Below are 20,018 nucleotides of genomic sequence, written 5' to 3'. Positions count from 1 at the left end.
AATTCGTGGCCCAGTCCCGGAGTCCGGTCATCCCCCAGGGTGGCGGCGGCCGGATCGGGCTGTGTTAGAATTTGGAAAATTTTCAGGAGTTATCATGGCAGTTCAACAAAACAAGAAGTCGCCGTCGAAGCGCGGCATGCACCGCTCGCACGATTTCCTCACGGGCGCGCCGCTGGCTGTCGAGCCGAGCACTGGTGAAGTGCATCTGCGTCACCACATCAGCCCGAACGGCTACTATCGCGGCAAGAAAGTCGTCAAGACCAAGAACGACTAATCGTCCAGTGTGCGGCGCGACGGCCCGATTCTGGGCTTGCACGGCGCTGCACATGGCGATTCCGTTCGCTTGACAGTTTTTCGGCTCGGCAAAAAAGGCGGCATTCAACTGCCGCTTTTTTGTGCCTGAAATCCGTCGCACTCCATGACCGTTACGCTCACGATAGATTGCATGGGAGGCGACCACGGTCCGTCCGTGACAGTGCCTGCCGCAGTCAATTTCGTCCGCACGCATCCCGATGCGCGACTGCAACTGGTGGGCATCGAGACGGCGATCCGCGCCCAGCTCAAGAAGCTGAAAGCGCTGGACCTCTCCGCACTTTCCGTCGTTCCCGCCACCGAGGTCGTCGAAATGGACGATCCGGTCGAAGTCGCCTTGCGCAAAAAGAAAGACTCGTCGATGCGCGTCGCGCTCAACCGCGTCAAAGAGGGCGAGGCGCAGGCTTGCGTCTCCGCAGGCAACACCGGCGCGCTGATGGCCGTCTCGCGCTATGTGCTCAAGACGCTGCCTGGCATCGAACGGCCGGCCATCGCGTTCGCGCTGCCCAGCGAGCGCGGTTACACGACGATGCTCGACCTCGGCGCGAACGTCGACTGCGAACCGCAGCATCTGCTGCAATTCGCCGAGATGGGGCACGCGCTCGTCGCCGCGCTCGAGGGCAAGGAGCGCCCGACCATCGGGCTCCTGAACATCGGTGAAGAAGTCATCAAGGGCAACGACACGATCAAGCGCGCAGGCGAGTTGCTGCGCGCGAGCACGCTGAATTTCCGCGGCAACGTGGAAGGTAACGACATTTACAAGGGCACCGTCGACGTTGTCGTCTGTGACGGTTTCGTGGGGAATGTCGCGCTCAAGACGTCGGAAGGCCTCGCGCAGATGCTCAACGACATGATCAAGGAAGAGTTTGGTCGCTCGTGGCTCACAAAGCTCATGGCGCTGGCTGCGCTGCCGGTGCTCATGCGTTTCAAGAAACGCGTCGATCACCGCCAGTACAACGGCGCGGCGCTGCTCGGCCTGAAAAGCCTCGTATTCAAGAGCCATGGCTCCGCAGACGCTTATGCGTTTGAGTGGGCGATCAAACGCGGGTATGATGCCGTCAAAAATGGCGTGCTGGAGCGTCTCGCGCGCGCCATGGAAGAAAACGCCAGTTCACTCGAACAGGCTGCCGGTGCGTCCACGGGCGGCCAGAACAGCGCCGCCCCAAAGGCTCCCGAGGAGCCTTCCGCGAGTCCATCAGCGAGCTTACCCGCTCAGACGGCGGGCGAACTGCCGCCCGGCGCCGCATCATCCTCGAAGGCATAATGGCTCAATCGACTCTCTATTCCCGCGTGCTCGGCACGGGCAGTTTTCTTCCGCCTGAGCGCGTCACCAATCAGGATCTGGCCGAACGTCTCGCCGCCCAGGGCGTCGAGACGAGCGACGAGTGGATCGTCGCGCGCACCGGCATCCACGCGCGCCACTTTGCGGCGCCCGATGTCACGACCAGCGATCTCGCCCTGGCCGCTTCGCAGCGCGCGATCGAGGCCGCCGATGTCGACCCGCAATCGATCGACCTCATCATCGTCGCCACCTCAACGCCCGATTTCGTGTTTCCGAGCACCGCCTGCCTGCTGCAGAACAAACTCGGCATCCGCAATCACGGCGCGGCGTTCGACGTGCAGGCCGTGTGCTCGGGCTTTGCTTACGCGGTATCGGTCGCCGACAGCCTGATCCGCAGCGGCCAGCACAAGACGGCGCTCATCGTGGGCGCGGAAACGTTCTCGCGCATTCTCGACTTCAAAGACCGCACGACCTGCGTGCTGTTCGGCGACGGCGCAGGCGCGATCGTGCTGCAGGCGTCCAGCGAGCCGGGTGTGCTCTCGAGCGCGCTCCACGCCGACGGCAGCTATGCGCACATTCTCTGCACGCCGGGCAACGTGAACGGCGGCGTGGTTGCCGGCAACGCGTTCCTCCATATGGATGGACAGGCCGTGTTCAAGCTCGCCGTCAACGTGCTCGAGAAGGTCGCGATCGAGGCGCTCGAAAAAGCGCAACTCACAGCCGACCAGATCGACTGGCTGATCCCCCATCAGGCCAACATCCGCATCATGCAGGGCACTTGCCGCAAGCTCGGTCTGCCCGCCGAGCGCATGGTGGTCACCGTGGGTGAGCACGGCAATACCTCGGCGGCTTCGATTCCGCTTGCATTCGACGTCGCGGTGCGCGACGGCCGCATCAAGCGTGGCCAGAACGTGCTGATCGAAGGCGTCGGCGGCGGCTTTACCTGGGGCGCTTCGGTCATCCGCTTCTGACCAGTCCGAAGCGGGCGCTCCCGCTTGGCCGGGCCTGCGACACGTGCGGCCCCGCATGCGGTTCATCGGAGCGCATCGCCCATCTGTTTTGATCGAATTTTGGGGACGTTATGAAATTTGCGTTCGTTTTTCCAGGACAAGGCTCGCAGGCCGTTGGCATGCTCGACGCCTTCGGTGACAATGCCATCGTGCGCGAGACGCTCAAGGAAGCGTCCGATGCACTCGATCAGGATCTCGGCAAGCTGATCGCCGAAGGCCCTGCCGACGAACTCAATCTCACCACCAACACGCAGCCGGTTATGCTCACCGCCGCTTACGCCGTTTATCGCGCGTGGCAAGCGGCGGGTGGCCCGGCGCCGGCGATCGTCGCGGGCCATAGCCTGGGCGAATACACGGCGCTCGTGGCTGCGGGCGTGCTTGCGTTCCGCGACGCCGTGCCGCTCGTGCGCTTTCGCGCACAGGCGATGCAAAGCGCAGTGCCGGTGGGCGAGGGCGGCATGGCCGCCGTGCTCGGTCTCGACGACGACACCGTGCGCGCGGTTTGCACGGAAGCCGCAGCGGTAAGCGGCGGCGTGGTCGAGGCGGTCAACTTCAATGCGCCGGCGCAGGTCGTGATCGCCGGCCACAAGGGCGCGGTCGAAAAGGCCTGCGAAATCGCCAAGGCCAAGGGCGCCAAGCGTGCATTGCCGCTGCCGGTTTCGGCGCCGTTCCATTCGTCGCTGCTCAAGCCCGCTTCGGACCAGCTGCGCGAATATCTCGCGAACGTCACGCTCAATGCGCCGGCCATCCCGGTCGTGAACAACGTTGACGTGGCCTTCGAAACCGATCCCGCGAAGATTCGCGAGGCGCTCGTGCGCCAGGCCGCCGGTCCGGTGCGCTGGGTCGAGTGCGTCAAGGCGATCGCCGCCCAGGGTGCGACGCATGTGATCGAGTGCGGTCCCGGCAAGGTGCTGGCGGGCCTCACCAAGCGTATCGACGGCAATCTGGCCGGCGCCTCGGTGGCCGATCCGAAGTCGCTCGACGAAGCGCTCGCGCTCCTCAAGGCTTAAGCCGCCGCATCGAAAAGTATCAAACGCAACGGATTCGAACGATGGAAAAAACTCTCGACAATCAGGCCGCGATCGTGACCGGCGCTTCGCGCGGCATCGGCCGGGCCATTGCGCTGGGACTGGCGCGCCAGGGCGCGACGGTGATCGGCACCGCAACGAGCGAAGCCGGCGCGCAGGCCATTACCGCCGCTTTCGAAGCTGCGGGCGTGAAGGGCCGCGGCGTGGTGCTCAACGTCAACGACGCGGCGGCGGCCGAAGCGCTCATCGACGCGACGGTCAAGGAGTTCGGCGGCCTCGCGATTCTCGTCAACAATGCCGGCATCACGCAGGACAACCTGGCGATGCGCATGAAGGACGACGAGTGGGACGCGGTGCTCGACACCAACCTGAAGTCGGTGTTCCGCCTCTCGCGCGCCGTGCTGCGCCCGATGATGAAGGCGCGCGCCGGCCGCATCATCAACATTACGTCGGTGGTCGGCTCGTCGGGCAACCCGGGCCAGGCCAACTACGCGGCGGCCAAGGCCGGCGTCGCGGGCATGACGCGCGCGCTCGCGCGCGAGATCGGCAGCCGCGGCATCACGGTGAACTGCGTGGCGCCGGGCTTCATCGACACCGACATGACCAAGGATCTGCCTGCCGAGCAGCAGGCCGCGCTCCAGCAGCAGATCCCGCTGGGCCGTCTGGGCAGCCCGGAAGACATCGCACATGCGGTGGTCTTTCTCGCATCGCCGCAGGCGGGCTATATCACGGGCACTACATTGCACGTAAATGGCGGGATGTATATGTCTTAACCGGATTCGGGTACTATCCGCGCCTTGATGCGCTTCGGCGAATAACTCGCCTGAGCGCGTGCGCGAATAGCCGTTCCGGAACCGCGAGCGCCGCTTTTCAGCCAGGTCAAACCTGATAAAATGCGCGCACTCGCATTTATGAGCTCACTTTTTTCCCTTGGAGGGGTAATGGACAACATCGAACAGCGCGTCAAGAAGATCGTCGCCGAGCAACTGGGCGTCGCCGAAGCTGAAATCAAGAACGAAGCTTCGTTCGTGAACGATCTGGGTGCAGACTCGCTCGACACCGTGGAACTGGTGATGGCTCTCGAAGACGAATTCGGCATGGAAATCCCCGACGAGGAAGCCGAGAAGATCACGACGGTTCAGCAAGCGATCGACTACGCTCGCGCGAACGTCAAGGCCTAAGCGCCTGTTCCTTGCCCGGGCCGGCGCGCGCACGCGAGTTGCACGCTAGCGGTCCGCGAGGATGCTTGCCCGTGAAACCGCGAACGCCCGTCGCACCTGCTGCGGGGCATCGGCCGGTCAACTAGCCACAGGGCTCACAGGAGCATTTCCTGTGGCCTCTGTGGCTTTTGTTTTGTCATCTATGGAAAAGGGGTTACCGTGAGCCGTCGTCGAGTTGTTGTTACAGGCCTGGGGCTGATTTCGCCTGTTGGCAATAATGTTGCCGACGGGTGGGCCAATCTGGTCGCCGGGAAGTCCGGCATCGCCAACATCACGAAGTTCGACGCTACGAACTTCTCGACCCGTTTTGCCGGCGAAGTGAAAGGCTTCAACGTCGAAGATTACATGCCGGCGAAAGAAGCACGTCACATGGATACGTTTATCCATTACGGCATTGCTGCGGGCGTCCAGGCGATGCAGGACAGCGGCTTCGAGATCACCGAAGAGAATGCCGAGCGCGTAGGCGTGGTGGTGGGCTCGGGCATCGGTGGCCTGCCCATGATCGAAGTGACGCAAACGGAGCTGCTCAACCGCGGCCCGCGCCGTATTTCGCCGTTCTTCGTGCCGGCCTCGATCATCAACATGATCTCCGGCCATCTGTCGATCAGGTACGGCATCAAAGGCCCGAACCTTGCAATGGTCACGGCCTGCACGACCGGCCTGCATTGCATCGGCGAGGCCTCGCGTCTGATCGAGTACGGCGACGCCGACGTGATGATCGCGGGCGGTGCGGAATCGACCGTCTCGCCGCTCGGCATCGGCGGCTTCGCGGCGGCGCGCGCGCTCTCGCAGCGCAACGACGATCCGGCAACGGCGAGCCGCCCGTGGGACAAGGACCGCGACGGCTTCGTGCTGGGCGAAGGCGCCGGCGTGATGATCCTCGAAGAGTACGAGCACGCGAAGAAGCGCGGCGCGAAGATCTATGCAGAAGTCGGCGGCTACGGGATGAGCGGCGATGCGTATCACATGACCGCTCCGCTCGAAGACGGTGACGGCGCGCGCCGCTGCATGCAGTACGCGATGCGTAACGCAGGCGTGAACCCGAACGAAGTGAACTGGGTGAACGCGCACGGCACCTCGACTCCGCTCGGCGACATTGCGGAAACCACCGCGATCAAGCGCGCGTTCGGTGATCACGCGAAAGACATCGTCGTCAACTCGACCAAGTCGATGACCGGCCACCTGCTGGGCGGCGCGGGCGGCCTGGAGTCGGTGTTCTCGGTGCTGGCCGTGCACCACCAGGTGTCGCCGCCGACGATCAACATCTTCAACCAGGATCCGGCATGCGACCTGGACTACTGTGCGAACACCGCGCGGGACATGAAGATCGACGTCGCGCTGAAGAACTCGTTCGGCTTCGGCGGCACGAACGGCACGCTCGTTTTCAAGCGCTTCGCTTGAACTGCTGCCAAAAGCGGCATGTGAGCCCGATGTGATCGCCTCGCGCGACACGGCGGCCGCGCTGGTGCAGTTGCATGCGCCGGCCGGCCGCAACACCTCTTTCGATGCGCGGCGCACGCGTGCGCCGCGCATCGCCTTGCGCCCGTCCCGGGCACTGCAAGCGCTGCTGCTTGCCGGCGTGCTGATTGCAACTACCGCGTTTTTCACGACGCTCGCGCCCTGGCTTGGTGCGTGGCGCGCTTTGCCGCCGGCGTTCGCGCTGGGCGCGGCCGGGATGCTCGCTTTCCAGGCATGGCGCCGTGCGCAGCCAGCCTTCGTTGAAATCGGGGCCGATCGTTTCGCTGCATTTGCGCGCAGCGGGGCGCAGCTCGTCGATGGACGCCTGCTCGGCGCTTCGCAGCGGGGCGCAGCGCTCCTCGCGCTCGTGGTGGAAGAGGGCGGACGCCGCAAGACGCTGCTCCTGGCCGCCGACTCTCTCGATGCCGAGATCTTCCGCATCCTCGCAGTGAGTGCGCGCGGCGCATCCGGCCGTTAATGCCTTCAAGCGCCATCGCGCTTGCGCGGCGGTCGGCGTTTTGACGGTTTCGCGTACCCGCATTTTTCCGCATTGCCTGCATTGTTTTTGGCTGCGCCAGCGCAGCCGGTCTTGTGCTGCGTCTGCCAGAGCGCGGTAACGACTGTAACGGCTGTTACGCGTGTAACGTGGCGGCGTGGCGGTAACGCTACAATGGTGCCCCCGCGTCCACTTCAATGAGCTAACGGATTTTTCAGGTGAGCGAAAAAGAAATAGATCAGTTGCTGGTCGAGCGCGTGCAAAAAGGCGACAAGGCTGCGTTCGAACTGCTGGTCTCCAAGTACCACCGCAAGATCATCCGCCTGATCTCGCGCCTCGTGCGGGATCCCGCCGAGGTCGAAGACGTGGCACAGGACGCCTTTATCAAGGCGTATCGGGCACTGCCGCAGTTTCGTGGCGAATCGGCTTTCTATACGTGGTTGTACCGAATTGCTGTCAACACGGCGAAGAACTACCTTGCGACCCAGGGAAGACGCGCCCCCACATCCACCGAAGCAGATGCAGAAGAAGCGGAAACTTTCTCGGACGCCGATCAACTAAGGGATATCAACACGCCCGAGTCGATGTTGATGAGCAAGCAGATCGCCGAGACGGTCAACGCTGCCATGGCGGTTTTACCGGAAGAACTGCGCACCGCCATTACTCTTCGGGAAATTGAGGGTTTGAGCTACGAGGAAATCGCCGAGATGATGGGCTGCCCGATCGGCACCGTCAGATCGAGAATTTTTCGGGCTCGCGAAGCCATTGCGGCAAAATTGCGTCCGCTGCTGGACACACCGGAAGGCAAGCGCTGGTAGCACGCCAGCACTGCGCCGGGCACGGACGCAATACACTGGATGTGGGTGTGTGTCACTACGGGGCTCTGTAAGAAAATGGGGAGCATCATGGGGTCGGTTTCGATGCAATCGGTGTCAAGCTCGCGCGGCGAGCAACTGTCCGCCTTCGTCGACGGCGAAATGGCCGGCGATGGACAGCATTTGAACGCTATTCTTTCGGGGCTCGATCAAGAAGGCCGCAAGGTCTGGTCGAGCTATCACCTGATCGGCGACGTGCTGCGCTCCGACGACCTGGCGATGAGCCCGGCTGCGAGCCAGTCGTTCATGGCGGGCTTTGCCGCGCGTTTCGAGGCCGAGCCGCACGTACTCGCGCCGGCGGCTTTGCCGACGTCGGCACAATCCGCCGCGCATGCCGGTCGCGTCTCGCGCATTCTCGCGTTGCGCCGCCGCGTCGTGCCTTCGCTGGCCGTGGCCGCCGCGGCCGCCACGCTCACGTGGATCGTCATGCCGCAGATGCGCGGCGTCGGCATGGCCGGCGCGCCGCAGATCGCCTCGGTGCAATCCGCCGGCGACAATGTCCAGCGCGTGGCCATGAATACCGTGCCGGTGCAGACGGCCGCCGCCATGCAGGACGGCAACATCATCCGCGATGCGCGTCTGGACGAATATCTCGAAGCGCACCAGCAGTTCGCGCAGCAACCGGTCATGTCGGATTCCATGCCGTTCATCCGGTCTGCCGCCCTTACCACGCAAGGCCAATAAAGTCTGATGCAGATAGCGCGGTTCAATAAAACGACGATCTCGGGGCGGTTGCCGGCATTGCTGTGCTGTGCAGCCGTAATGTTCACCGCACTGTCTGCCGCCACGCACGCACACGCGCAAGGCGCGTCGGCTGCCTCCACGGCAGATCCGGCCGCGCGCCAGAGCGCCGTGCAGTGGCTCGACCGCATCCAGCAGGCTGCTCAGCAGCTGAACTACACGGGCACCTTCGTCTACCAGCGCGGCGCGTACGTGCAGTCCTCGCGCATCACGCACTACGCCACGAGGAGTGACGGCGAGTACGAGCAGCTCGAGAGCCTCGACGGCAAGCCGCGCAAAATGCTGCGCCACAACGACGATCTCTACACATTCGTGCCCGAGCGCAAGCTGTGTGTCGTCGAAAAACGCCAGAACAAGGAAGCCTTCCCGGCATTGCTTGCTACAAATGGTGAGCAGGTGCTCGCCGTCTATGAGCCGAAAATGCTCGGCAGCGACCGTGTGGCGGGCATCGACAGCAGCGTGATCGAGCTCAGTCCGAAGGACGCCTGGCGCTTTGCCTACAAGCTGTGGGTCGATGCGAAAACGGGCCTGCTGCTGCGCGCGCAGACGCTCGACCCGTCGAATGGCCAGGTGCTCCAGCAGCTTTCCTTTACGCAGGTGAGCATCGGTGTGCCGGTGGACAAGGCGCCGATCGCGTCCGGTATGCGCAATACCGCTGGCTGGACGGTCGTGCGTGCGCCGCTGCAAACGGTTGACATGCAGGCGCAAGGCTGGACCTTCGCGCAGACCGTGCCGGGCTTTCGCATGATTCGCGAAGTGCGTCGCCCGATGGCCGCCCGCGACGCCAACGAGCCCCCCATTCCCGTCGATCAGGCCGTGTTTTCCGATGGGCTTTCGGCCGTCTCCGTGTTTGTCGAACCGGTCGAGCACAACAGTCGCAAGGAAGGCTCGGGTAGCAGCGGCGCGACCCATGTGCTCGTGAAGCGCAGCGGGGACTACTGGATCACTTTGCTTGGCGAGGTGCCCCAGACCACGTTGCAGCAATTCGCGTCTGCCATAGAATACAAGGCTCCCAAGTAACTGCTACGGCCGATTTCGATATGACGATCCTCCCGCTGCGCAAATTCTTCGCGGCCGCGGTGGTGGCGGCGTGCCTGCCGTTCGCCTCGCTTACGGCATCGGCGGCGCCTGCCGCCAATCTGCCGGACTTCACCGATCTCGTGGACAAGGTGGGGCCTTCCGTCGTCAACATTCGCACCACCACGCGCGTGACGCTCTCGCAGCGCGGTCTGCCGCCGGGAATGGACAACGGCGACATGTCGGAATTTTTCCGGCGCTTCTTCGGCATTCCCGTGCCCCAGGGGCCGCAGGGCGGCCAGTCGCCGCGCGGCGGTCAAGGTGGTGGCCAGGGCGGCGGGCAGGACTCCGGACCGGATAGCGGCAACGATACCGAGCAGAGCAGCGGCGTGGGCTCGGGCTTCATCATGACGAACGACGGCTACGTGATGACCAACGCGCACGTCGTCGACGACGCGGACAGCATCTACGTCACGCTCACCGACAAGCGCGAGTTCAAGGCCAAGCTGATCGGCGTGGACGACCGCACCGACGTGGCGGTCGTGAAGATCCAGGCCAGCAATCTGCCGGCCATTACCATCGGCGATTCGAACAAGGTACGCGTGGGCGAGTGGGTGCTCGCGATCGGCTCGCCGTTCGGGCTCGAAAACACCGTGACGGCGGGCATCGTGAGCGCGAAAGGCCGCGATACGGGCGACTATCTGCCGTTCATTCAGACCGACGTGGCCGTGAATCCCGGCAACTCGGGCGGCCCGCTCATCAACATGCAGGGCGAGGTTATCGGCATCAACTCGCAGATCTATAGCCGCACCGGCGGCTTCATGGGTATTTCGTTCGCGATTCCGATCGATGAGGCGATGCGCGTGGCCGATCAGCTCAAGGCCACGGGCAAGGTCACGCGCGGCAGGATTGCGGTAGCGATCGGCGAGGTGACGAAGGACGTGGCCGATTCGCTTGGTCTGCCGAAGGCGCAGGGTGCGCTGGTGTCGAGCGTCGAGCCAGGCGGCCCGGCCGACAAGGCTGGTATCCAGCCGGGCGACATCATCCAGAAGTTCAACGGCCAGACCGTCGAGGCGGCTACCGACCTGCCGCGCATGGTCGGCGATACCAAGCCGGGCACGCGCTCGACCATCACGATCTGGCGCAAGGGCGCGACGCGCGATTTGCCGATCACCGTGGCCGAGTTGCAGCCGGACAAGAGCACGAAGGCTGATCAGCGCAAGACGCCGGAGCCGAAGCCGCGCGCGGCGAATGCGCTGGGTCTTTCCGTGACGGACCTGACCGCCGACCAGATGAGCCAGCTCAAGATCAAGGGCGGCGTGATGGTGGACTCGGTGGATGGTCCGGCCGCGCGTGCGGGCTTGCAGAAGGGCGACATCATCCTGCGCGTGGGTGACACGGATATCACGAGCGCGAAGCAGTTCCTGGAAGTCACGTCGCGGCTCGACTCGCAGAAGATGGTGGCAATCCTCGTGCGTCGCGGCGACAACACGCAGTTCGTGCCGCTGCGCCCGCGCAATCCGGGGCAGAAGTAAGCGATGAGCGCCCCTTTCCGGAACCAGACCGTGACGGGTTCTCGCACGGGGGCGCATCTCGTGCTTTATGGCCGTGCGTGGTGTCATCTATGCGAGGACATGCGTGCGGCACTGGAGCCGCTGGCGGCAGCGGCGGGGGCGCACATCGAGGTGATCGATGTCGATTCCGACCCCGCACTGCAGGCGCGTTACGACGAACTCGTGCCCGTGCTGGTCTGTGACGGCGTCGAACTGTGTCATTACCGGCTCGACGAGGCACGCGTGCGCGCCGCGTTGGGCGTGGGCGCCGCGGCGCCCGATGGCGCGTCACAGGGCGTCGCTGCGCCGTGACACATCGTGACTTACCGCACGGTTCGCCGGGCGGTCCCCTTTTCGGCTAAAATAGATCGTTTTTTCATCTGTTTACAAGGCGTGTCCAGCTTTCGTTGGGGCGCGCCTTTTTCGCTTGATCGGCACTGAATGGATCATATTCGTAACTTCTCGATCATTGCGCACATCGACCATGGCAAGTCGACGCTCGCCGATCGCATCATCCAGTTGTGCGGCGGCTTGTCCGACCGCGAAATGGAATCGCAGGTGCTCGACTCGATGGATCTCGAGCGCGAGCGCGGCATCACGATCAAGGCGCAGACCGCCGCCCTCTCGTACAAGGCGCGTGATGGCAAGGTCTACAACCTGAACCTGATCGACACTCCGGGGCACGTCGACTTCTCGTACGAAGTCAGTCGCTCGCTTTCGGCGTGCGAAGGCGCGCTGCTCGTCGTGGACGCAAGCCAGGGCGTGGAAGCGCAGACCGTGGCGAACTGCTACACGGCGATCGAGCTTGGCGTGGAAGTGGTGCCGGTGCTCAACAAGATCGACCTGCCCGCTGCCAACCCCGAAAACGCCATCGAAGAGATCGAGGACGTGATCGGCATCGACGCTACCGACGCCACGCGTTGCAGCGCGAAGACCGGCATCGGCGTGGATGATGTGCTCGAAGCGCTCATCGCCAAGGTGCCGCCGCCCAAGGGCGATCCCGAGGCGCCGCTGCAGGCGCTCATCATCGACTCGTGGTTCGACAACTACGTGGGCGTGGTGATGCTCGTGCGCATCGTCAACGGCACGCTGCGGCCGAAGGACAAGATCAAGCTCATGGCCACCGGCGCGCAGTACCCGGTCGAGCACGTGGGCGTGTTCTCGCCGAAGTCGCGCAACCTGGAATCGCTCTCGGCGGGGCAGGTGGGCTTCATCATTGCGGGCATCAAGGAGCTCGCCGCCACCAAGGTGGGCGACACAGTCACGCACGCGACCAAGCCGGCCGCCGAGCCGCTGCCGGGCTTCAAGGAAGTGAAGCCGCAGGTGTTCGCGGGCCTCTATCCGGTCGAGGCGAACCAGTACGACGCGCTGCGCGAATCGCTCGAAAAGCTCAAGCTCAACGACGCCTCGCTCCAGTACGAGCCCGAAGTCTCGCAGGCGCTGGGCTTCGGTTTCCGCTGCGGCTTCCTCGGCCTGTTGCACATGGAGATCGTGCAGGAGCGTCTCGAGCGCGAGTTCGACATGGACCTCATCACCACGGCGCCTACCGTGGTGTATGAGGTCGTGCAGGCCGACGGCACGCAGATCATGGTCGAGAACCCGGCGAAGATGCCGGAGCCTTCGAAGATCGCGGAAATCCGCGAGCCGATCGTGACCGTGAATCTGTACATGCCGCAGGACTACGTGGGTTCGGTCATCACGCTCTGTACGCAAAAGCGCGGCAACCAGATCAACATGCAGTACCACGGCCGTCAGGTGCAGCTCACCTACGAAATTCCGATGGCCGAAATTGTGCTCGACTTCTTCGATCGCCTGAAGTCGGTGTCGCGCGGCTATGCGTCGATGGACTACGAGTTCAAGGAGTACCGCAGCTCGGATGTCGTGAAGGTCGACATGCTCATCAACGGCGACAAGGTCGATGCATTGTCGATCATCGTGCACCGCTCGCAGTCGCAGTATCGCGGCCGCGAAGTGGCGGCGAAGATGCGCGAGATCATCCCGCGCCAGATGTACGACGTGGCGATTCAGGCCGCCATTGGCGCGCACATCATCGCGCGCGAGAACATCAAGGCGCTGCGCAAGAATGTGCTGGCCAAGTGCTACGGCGGCGACATCACGCGCAAGAAGAAGCTGCTCGAAAAGCAGAAGGAAGGCAAGAAGCGGATGAAGCAGGTTGGCTCTGTGGAAATTCCGCAGGAGGCGTTCCTCGCGATCCTCCGGGTCGAAGACAAATAAGCTGGGCAGACAAGCAGAACAACGGACCTTTCCATGAATTTTGCGCTGATTCTTTTTGTGCTCGTCGTTTTGACGGGTATCGCGTGGGTTGCAGACAAGCTGGTGTTCATGCCGCGCCGGCGCCTTGCCGCCGATGCGGCGATCGCCGAATTCGACCGGCAGCAGGCACGCATTGGCGAGCGCTTCGCCGACGAGAACGCGCCCGCGACGCGTCAGAACCTGCGCAACGAAAAGCTACGCCAGCCGTGGTGGCTCGAATACACGGCGAGCTTCTTTCCCGTAATTTTGATCGTGTTCTTCGTGCGCTCGTTCGTCGTCGAGCCGTTCAAGATTCCGTCGGGTTCGATGGTGCCCACGCTGCTTGTGGGCGACTTCATCCTCGTGAACAAATTCGATTACGGACTGCGTCTGCCGATCACCAACACGAAGATCACCCAGGGCCGCGCGCTCCAGCGCGGCGACGTGGTGGTGTTCCGCTATCCGAAGGACGAGTCGGTCGACTACATCAAGCGCGTGATCGGTCTGCCGGGCGACGTGGTTGCCTATCAGGACAAGCAGCTCACGATCAACGGCAAGCCGGTGCCTGAAACGCCGCAAGCCGATTACTTCGACGAAGAGCGCATCGGCTACGCGAAGCAGTTCACCGAAGACCTCGGCGGCCGCAAGAACAACATCCTCAATAATCCCGCTGTGCCGCCGTTCATCGTCGGTGCGGAAGATTATCCGTATCGCGACAATTGCCAGTACAACGCACGCGGCGTGATCTGCAAGGTGCCCCCGGGACATTACTTCATGATGGGCGATAACCGCGACAACAGCGCGGACAGCCGCTACTGGGGTTTCGTGCCCGACGCCAACATCGTTGGCCGCGCGTTCTTTATCTGGATGAACTTCAGCAGCTTGAAGCGCATCGGCTCGTTCGAGTAATGCGCGTTTGATGTGCGCTGCGTACGTGCAAAATGCACGCGACTTGCACCTGATTCGCAGCGCATCTTCGTGCGCTACTTGAAGAACCGCCGGTAACGTCGCTTCATCACGGTTTTTCGCCCGCCGGCCGGCGTTTTCGCCGGGGCCGGCGGGCGCGTTATACTCTCCCCATGCCCCTATCTCCGTTGGAAAGCCGTTTGCGCTACGAATTTCGCAATGCGGAATTATTGCGCCAGGCTTTGACCCACCGCAGTCACAGTGCCACGCATAACGAACGCCTCGAATTCCTCGGTGATTCGGTTCTGAATTGCGCGGTGGCGGCCCTATTGTTCCAACGTTTTAGCAAGCTGGACGAAGGCGACCTCTCGCGCGTGCGCGCGAATCTGGTCAAGCAACAATCGCTTTACGAAATTGCTCAGGCCCTCAATATTGCCGACGGCTTGCGTCTCGGCGAGGGCGAACTGCGCAGCGGCGGCTTCCGCCGGCCTTCGATTCTGGCCGATGCGCTTGAAGCCATCTTTGGCGCGATCTTTCTCGACGGCGGCTTCGACGCCGCCCAGACGGTCATCAAGCGTCTCTATATCCCGATCCTCGACCATATCGATCCGCGTACGCTCGGCAAGGATTCCAAGACGCTGCTGCAGGAGTATCTGCAGGGTCATAAGATCGCGCTGCCGACCTATACCGTGGTCGCCACGCATGGTGCGGCGCACAATCAGCAGTTCGAAGTCGAATGCACGGTGCCCAAGCTCGACGTGAAGGTGTCGGGTTCGGGCGCAAGCCGCCGCGCGGCGGAGCAGGCCGCCGCGAAGAAGGCGCTCGACGAGGTGATGGCCGCCGCGCCCGCGCTGGTCGCCAAGCCGCGCCGCTCGAAAGGCGCCCGCGCGCCCAAAGCCGAACTCGAGGTCGTGCCCGGCGTGACGGGCGTGCAGGGCGCGCTCGATCTGCGAACGCCTGAGCGTCGTGCGCGCGGCGAGCGTTCAGGCGCCGCCACCCACCATCCCGCCACGGCGGGCGAGGAGTCGGGCGAACGCACGGCTGCAAGCGCTGCGACGCCGGCCGCGCCGCTCGCGGTGATTCGCGCGGCGCACGTGCAGGAGCGCGGTGCGGAGAAGGGCGAACGCGCCTCCGTGGAGAAGTCGGCCGACAAGCCTGCCGATAAATTCGACGCTGTGCCGTCCGCTAGTTCGATTGCGCCACGCTCGGCGCGCAGCCGCGACGTACAGCCCAGCAACGGCACGACCGGCGCGGGAGACGATCCGTCACCGGGCGCGCCGTCCAGCACATCGAACGGTTCATCAACGGCAGGCTCGACTGGCGGGTCATCTGCGGGCTCCGCCGCCGAACTCGGCGCAGCGGTGCCCGTGCGGGCCGCCGATGCCGGCCACTGATTCAACCCGGGCGCGCGACGTTTGAACCGCGCGCGCCCTGTTCCCGCTCCGCTTTCTTTGCTTCATTACTCCGGTCCGATCATGAACGCACCCACTTCCACTCCTGCCGGTTTCCGCTGCGGCATGGTCGCGATCGTCGGCCGTCCGAATGTCGGCAAGTCCACGCTGATGAACGCGCTGGTCGGCCAGAAGATCAGCATCACGTCGCGCAAGGCGCAGACCACGCGCCATCGCATCACCGGCATCAATACGGTCGAAGACGCGCAGTACGTTTTCGTCGACACACCGGGTTTCCAGACGCGCCACAGCACCGCGCTCAACCGTTCGCTCAACCGCGCCGTCACCTCGACGCTCAGCTCCGTCGATGCGGTGCTATTCGTGATCGAAGCCGGCAAGTTCGGCCCCGACGACCAAAAGGTGCTCGACCTGATTCCGCCGAACGCGCCCACGATCCTGATCGCCAACAAGATCGACCGTGTGACCGACAAGGCCACGCTCTATCCGTTCATCGAGGGCGTGCAGAAGCTGCGCGAGTTCCGCGAGATCGTTCCGCTCTCGGCCAGGAATCCCGACGACATCAAGCGCCTGCTTGAAACGCTCAAGCCGTATCTGCCCGAAGGCGAGCCGATCTATGGCGAAGACGATCTCACCGATCGCAGCGAACGCTTTCTCGCCGCCGAGATCCTGCGCGAAAAAGTATTCCGCTGGACTGGCGACGAACTGCCGTACACAAGCACCGTGCTCATCGACAAGTTCGAGCAGGAAGGGCGCCTGCGCCGCATCTTTGCGACAATCCTCGTCGAGCGTGACACCCAGAAGGCCATGGTGATCGGCCAGAAGGGCAGCAAGCTCAAGCAGATCAGCACCGAGGCGCGTCTCGACATGGAGAAGCTGTTTGACGGTCCGGTCTATCTCGAGACCTTCGTGAAGGTAAAGAGCGGCTGGGCCGACAACGAGGCCGGCCTGCGCGCTTACGGTTACGAGTGACCCGCTGCGAGTGCGAGGCGCAGGTGCCAGGATGAATGACGGCGCAGCCCGAACCCTGAACGACGACTGGCCCGCACCCGAGGCGGGCATGAACGCCGACGACGCCGACTTCGCGTCGTCCGACGGCGATCGCGCGCGCGCGGTGCGCCCGCCCGCGCGTGGCGCGCGCAAGTCGTCGTCCGCGGCGCACGGCGAACTGGCCGAAGGCGCTGATGTCACGCTCGAGCGCGGCCCTTCATCGCGCACCTCGCGCAAGACCAGCGCACGTTCCACCTTGCCGCGCGCGCCGCGCAGCGCGACGCCCGATTACCGCGTCGCCGAGCAACCCGCATTCGTGCTGCACAGCTATCCCTGGCGCGAAACTAGCCTCATCATCGACGTGCTCACGCGCGATCACGGCCGCGTCGCGCTCGTTGCGAAGGGCGCCAAGCGTCCGCACTCGGCGCTGCGCGGCGTGCTGCAAACCTTCCAGCCGCTCACGCTTTCGTGGACCGGCAAGGGCGAAGTGCGCACGCTCACCGGCGCCGAATGGGTGGGCGGCATGCTGCCGCTGGCCGGCGACGCGCTGCTGTGCGGCTTCTACGTCAACGAGCTGCTCGTGAAGTTCTGCGCGCGCGAAGATCCTCATCCGCCGCTGTTTCGCCACTACGTCGTGACGATGACGCGCCTCGCGCACGACGAGCCGCCCGTGCAGGTCCTGCGCTCGTTCGAGCGCGTGCTGCTGCGCGAGACTGGCTATGCGCTCGCGCTCAACCGCACGGTGAACCGCAAGGCCGTGGTGGCCGAGGGGCGCTACGTGTTCGATCCCGAGCGCGGCGTGCGCGAGGCCTCCGACGAATGGCCGGCGCTATGGCCCGTGCTTTCCGGCCAGACGTTGCTCGATATGGAAGAGGACGATTACCATCGACCCCAGACCGTCGCGCAGAGTAAGGCGCTGATGCGTTTCCTGTTGCACACTTACCTTGGCGGCACGCCGCTTGCGACGCGCCAGATCCTGATCGACCTGCAGAATCTATGAGCTTCTTCCTTACTTCGCCTAATGTGATCGACCTCGGCGTCAATATCGATCACGTCGCCACGCTGCGCAACGCTCGCGGCACCGCTTACCCTGACCCGATCCGCGCGGCGCTGCTTGCCGAAGAAGCGGGCGCCGATGTCATCACGCTGCATCTGCGCGAGGATCGCCGGCATATCGTTGATGCCGATGTGCGCAAGCTGCGTCCACTGCTCAAGACGCGCATGAACCTCGAATGCGCGGTCACGGCCGAGATGCTCGACATCGCGTGCGAGATCAAGCCGCAAGATGTCTGCCTCGTGCCCGAGAAGCGCGCCGAATTGACCACTGAAGGCGGCCTCGACGTGGCAGGGCAATTCGATGCTGTGGCCGCTGCTTGCCGGCAACTGGCCGATGCGGGCATCCGCGTGTCGCTCTTCATCGACCCGGACGAGACGCAGATTCGCGCAGCGCACGAAACCGGCGCGCCTGTGATCGAGCTGCACACGGGCCGCTATGCCGAAGCGCACGCGGCCGCCGAGCAGCAGCGCGAGTTCGAGCGCGTGGTGCTGGGCGTGAATTGCGGCATCGGCCTCGGGCTGAAGGTGAACGCGGGTCACGGGCTGCACTACACGAACGTGCAGCAGATCGCCGCCATCGACGGCATTCACGAGCTCAATATCGGTCACGCGATCGTCGCGCAGGCGATCTTCGCGGGCTGGGAGAACGCGGTGCGCGAGATGAAGGCGATCATGGTTGCGGCACGTCTTGCCGCGACGCGTGCGTGACCACGATCTGATTGACCCGCTCATTGGCCCTCCCGGCGACGAGGAATGCATGGCGATTTACGGCATCGGTACCGACATCATCCAGGTGAGCCGCGTTGCGGCCGTCATGGAGCGCACCAACGGGCGCTTTGCGCAGCGCGTGCTCGGCCCCGACGAACTCGCGGTTTATGAAGCGCGCAAGGCGCGTTCGGAAAAGCGCGGGCTCGCCTATTTGTGCACGCGGTTTTCCGCGAAGGAAGCATTCTCGAAAGCCATCGGCCTCGGCATCCACATGCCGATGACCTGGCGCGCCGTGCAGACGCTCAACGCGCCCGGCGGCAAGCCGTACATGGTGGCCTCGGGCGAGCTCGCGCAATGGCTTCAGGCGCGCGGCATCACCACGCAGGTCTCGATTACCGACGAACAGGACTACGCGGTCTCATTCGTGGTCGCTGAAACGGGTCACCCCGCCGATCAGCCGATGCGCTGATTTTCAATCACGCCGCGCCCGGCAGACGCCGCGCGCGGTTATTTCATGCCCATTCAACGCCAGATCGATCGATGAAGAGAATTCCCGGACCGGTCATGCTCGACGTGGTCGGCACGACGCTCAACGACGACGACATCCGTCGTCTCGCGCATCCCTCAACCGGCGGTGTGATCCTGTTCGCGCGCCACTACGAAAACCGCGCGCAGCTCGTCGCGCTCACGGACGCCATCCGCGCGGTGCGCGAGGACCTGCTGATCGCCGTCGACCACGAGGGCGGCCGCGTGCAGCGTTTTCGCACCGATGGCTTCACGGTGCTGCCCGCGATGGGGCGCATCGGCGCGCTGTGGGACAAGGACGTGCTGCTCGCCACCAAGCTGGCCACGTCGGTCGGCTATATCCTGGCGAGCGAGCTGCGCGCCTGCGGCATCGACTTGAGCTTCACGCCCGTGCTCGATCTCGGCTACGGTCAGTCGAAGGTGGTGGGCGACCGCGCGTTCCATCGCGACCCGCGTGTCGTCACGCTGCTCGCCAAGAGCCTTAATCACGGTCTCGCGCTCGCGGGCATGGCGAACTGCGGCAAGCATTTTCCGGGTCACGGCTTCGCGACTGCGGACTCGCACGTCGCGGTGCCGGTGGATGACCGCCCGCTCGAGTCGATTCTCGGCGAGGACGCGCAGCCGTATGACTGGCTCGGCCTCTCGCTCGCGGCTGCCATGCCGGGTCACGTGATCTATCCGAAGGTCGACTCGAAGCCGGCTGGCTTCTCGCGCATCTGGGTGCAGGAGATTCTGCGCGAGCGCCTGCGCTTCACGGGTGCGATCTTCAGCGACGATCTCTCGATGGAGGCCGCGCGCCAGGGCGGCACGCTGACCGAGGGCGCTCGGGCGGCGATCGAGGCGGGCTGCGACATGGTGCTGATCTGCAACCAGCCGCACGAGGCGGAGAAGGTGCTCGACGCGCTGCGCACCGCCGAGCCTACGCGCGAAGCGCAGGCGTCGGCGAAACGCATCAGGCGGCTGCGTCCGCGCGGCAAGGCGCTGCGCTGGAACAAGCTCGTGGCCGATCCGGCCTATCTGTCCGCACAGGCGTTGTTGCGTACCGTGTTGCCTTGAGCGTCGCTCGCGCGGGCGGTCGCATGTCACGCGTTACGTAACACGGCGCGCGCGCACGGCTCCCAAAAACGAAACGGCGGCCCTTCGAATTCGAAGTGAATTCAAAGGGCCGCCGTTCTTTTC

The 20,018-nt window shown here is 64.2% G+C and carries 21 protein-coding genes; all 21 read left to right on the top strand.

Annotated elements, in window-relative coordinates; all coding sequences use genetic code 11:
- The first annotated feature begins 94 nt into the window (after positions 1-94).
- Positions 95-274, top strand: coding sequence for a 50S ribosomal protein L32 (rpmF, locus tag P5W99_RS10170; RefSeq protein ID WP_018441573.1), 180 nt, complete (start codon positions 95-97; stop codon positions 272-274).
- 144 nt (positions 275-418) lie between these two features.
- Positions 419-1,576 carry a phosphate acyltransferase PlsX gene (gene plsX / locus P5W99_RS10165; RefSeq protein WP_421043432.1) on the top strand — a complete coding sequence of 386 codons (1,158 nt, stop codon included), beginning with the start codon at positions 419-421 and terminating at the stop codon, positions 1,574-1,576.
- A complete protein-coding gene (locus P5W99_RS10160; RefSeq protein WP_421024380.1) occupies positions 1,576-2,565 on the top strand; it encodes a beta-ketoacyl-ACP synthase III in 990 nt (329 codons plus the stop codon). Before plsX ends, P5W99_RS10160 begins: the two co-directional genes overlap by 1 nt.
- Positions 2,566-2,675: 110 nt before the next feature.
- Complete coding sequence (gene fabD / locus P5W99_RS10155; protein WP_434660542.1) at positions 2,676-3,614, top strand: ACP S-malonyltransferase; 939 nt, start codon at positions 2,676-2,678, stop codon at positions 3,612-3,614.
- A gap of 41 nt (positions 3,615-3,655) precedes the next feature.
- The gene (fabG, locus tag P5W99_RS10150) at positions 3,656-4,405 is read left to right on the top strand and encodes a 3-oxoacyl-ACP reductase FabG (protein ID WP_129562453.1); all 750 of its coding nucleotides are present in this window, start codon (positions 3,656-3,658) and stop codon (positions 4,403-4,405) included.
- A 168-nt stretch (positions 4,406-4,573) separates the two neighbouring features.
- Positions 4,574-4,813 (top strand): acyl carrier protein, encoded by a 240-nt coding sequence (gene acpP / locus P5W99_RS10145; RefSeq protein WP_004197638.1) that lies wholly within the window; start codon positions 4,574-4,576, stop codon positions 4,811-4,813.
- A 198-nt stretch (positions 4,814-5,011) separates the two neighbouring features.
- Positions 5,012-6,253, top strand: a complete 1,242-nt coding sequence (fabF, locus tag P5W99_RS10140) for a beta-ketoacyl-ACP synthase II (protein ID WP_421024378.1) — start codon at positions 5,012-5,014, stop codon at positions 6,251-6,253.
- A 31-nt stretch (positions 6,254-6,284) separates the two neighbouring features.
- Positions 6,285-6,788 (top strand): protein YgfX, encoded by a 504-nt coding sequence (locus P5W99_RS10135; protein ID WP_434660472.1) that lies wholly within the window; start codon positions 6,285-6,287, stop codon positions 6,786-6,788.
- Between the two features lie 236 nt (positions 6,789-7,024).
- Positions 7,025-7,624, top strand: a complete 600-nt coding sequence (rpoE, locus tag P5W99_RS10130) for an RNA polymerase sigma factor RpoE (protein ID WP_035522669.1) — start codon at positions 7,025-7,027, stop codon at positions 7,622-7,624.
- Between the two features lie 87 nt (positions 7,625-7,711).
- Positions 7,712-8,365, top strand: coding sequence for a sigma-E factor negative regulatory protein (locus tag P5W99_RS10125; RefSeq protein ID WP_434660469.1), 654 nt, complete (start codon positions 7,712-7,714; stop codon positions 8,363-8,365).
- A gap of 6 nt (positions 8,366-8,371) precedes the next feature.
- Positions 8,372-9,442: a MucB/RseB C-terminal domain-containing protein gene (locus P5W99_RS10120; protein ID WP_421043436.1), complete on the top strand. Its 1,071-nt coding sequence runs from the start codon at positions 8,372-8,374 to the stop codon at positions 9,440-9,442.
- A gap of 20 nt (positions 9,443-9,462) precedes the next feature.
- A complete protein-coding gene (locus P5W99_RS10115; RefSeq protein WP_434660466.1) occupies positions 9,463-10,974 on the top strand; it encodes a DegQ family serine endoprotease in 1,512 nt (503 codons plus the stop codon).
- A gap of 3 nt (positions 10,975-10,977) precedes the next feature.
- Positions 10,978-11,304: a glutaredoxin family protein gene (locus P5W99_RS10110; protein WP_434660465.1), complete on the top strand. Its 327-nt coding sequence runs from the start codon at positions 10,978-10,980 to the stop codon at positions 11,302-11,304.
- 129 nt (positions 11,305-11,433) lie between these two features.
- Positions 11,434-13,227 carry a translation elongation factor 4 gene (gene lepA / locus P5W99_RS10105; protein ID WP_421024372.1) on the top strand — a complete coding sequence of 598 codons (1,794 nt, stop codon included), beginning with the start codon at positions 11,434-11,436 and terminating at the stop codon, positions 13,225-13,227.
- Positions 13,228-13,260: 33 nt separating this feature from the next.
- Complete coding sequence (gene lepB / locus P5W99_RS10100) at positions 13,261-14,154, top strand: signal peptidase I (protein WP_421024371.1); 894 nt, start codon at positions 13,261-13,263, stop codon at positions 14,152-14,154.
- Positions 14,155-14,324: 170 nt separating this feature from the next.
- The gene (gene rnc / locus P5W99_RS10095) at positions 14,325-15,545 is read left to right on the top strand and encodes a ribonuclease III (protein WP_434660461.1); all 1,221 of its coding nucleotides are present in this window, start codon (positions 14,325-14,327) and stop codon (positions 15,543-15,545) included.
- 81 nt (positions 15,546-15,626) lie between these two features.
- The gene (gene era, locus P5W99_RS10090; RefSeq protein WP_035523058.1) at positions 15,627-16,532 is read left to right on the top strand and encodes a GTPase Era; all 906 of its coding nucleotides are present in this window, start codon (positions 15,627-15,629) and stop codon (positions 16,530-16,532) included.
- 31 nt (positions 16,533-16,563) lie between these two features.
- Positions 16,564-17,550 (top strand): DNA repair protein RecO, encoded by a 987-nt coding sequence (recO, locus tag P5W99_RS10085; protein ID WP_421024369.1) that lies wholly within the window; start codon positions 16,564-16,566, stop codon positions 17,548-17,550.
- Complete coding sequence (gene pdxJ / locus P5W99_RS10080; RefSeq protein WP_421024368.1) at positions 17,547-18,314, top strand: pyridoxine 5'-phosphate synthase; 768 nt, start codon at positions 17,547-17,549, stop codon at positions 18,312-18,314. Before recO ends, pdxJ begins: the two co-directional genes overlap by 4 nt.
- 49 nt (positions 18,315-18,363) lie before the next feature.
- Entirely contained in the window at positions 18,364-18,783 is a 420-nt protein-coding gene (gene acpS / locus P5W99_RS10075; RefSeq protein WP_421024367.1) for a holo-ACP synthase, read from the top strand.
- A 71-nt stretch (positions 18,784-18,854) separates the two neighbouring features.
- Positions 18,855-19,895, top strand: coding sequence for a beta-N-acetylhexosaminidase (nagZ, locus tag P5W99_RS10070; protein ID WP_434660459.1), 1,041 nt, complete (start codon positions 18,855-18,857; stop codon positions 19,893-19,895).
- Positions 19,896-20,018: the final 123 nt, after the last annotated feature.

This window comes from Paraburkholderia sp. A3BS-1L (assembly GCF_051125215.1).
GTDB lineage: Bacteria > Pseudomonadota > Gammaproteobacteria > Burkholderiales > Burkholderiaceae > Paraburkholderia.
The sequence above is the reverse complement of the archived record's forward strand: the minus strand, read 5'-3'. Positions and strand labels throughout refer to the sequence as shown.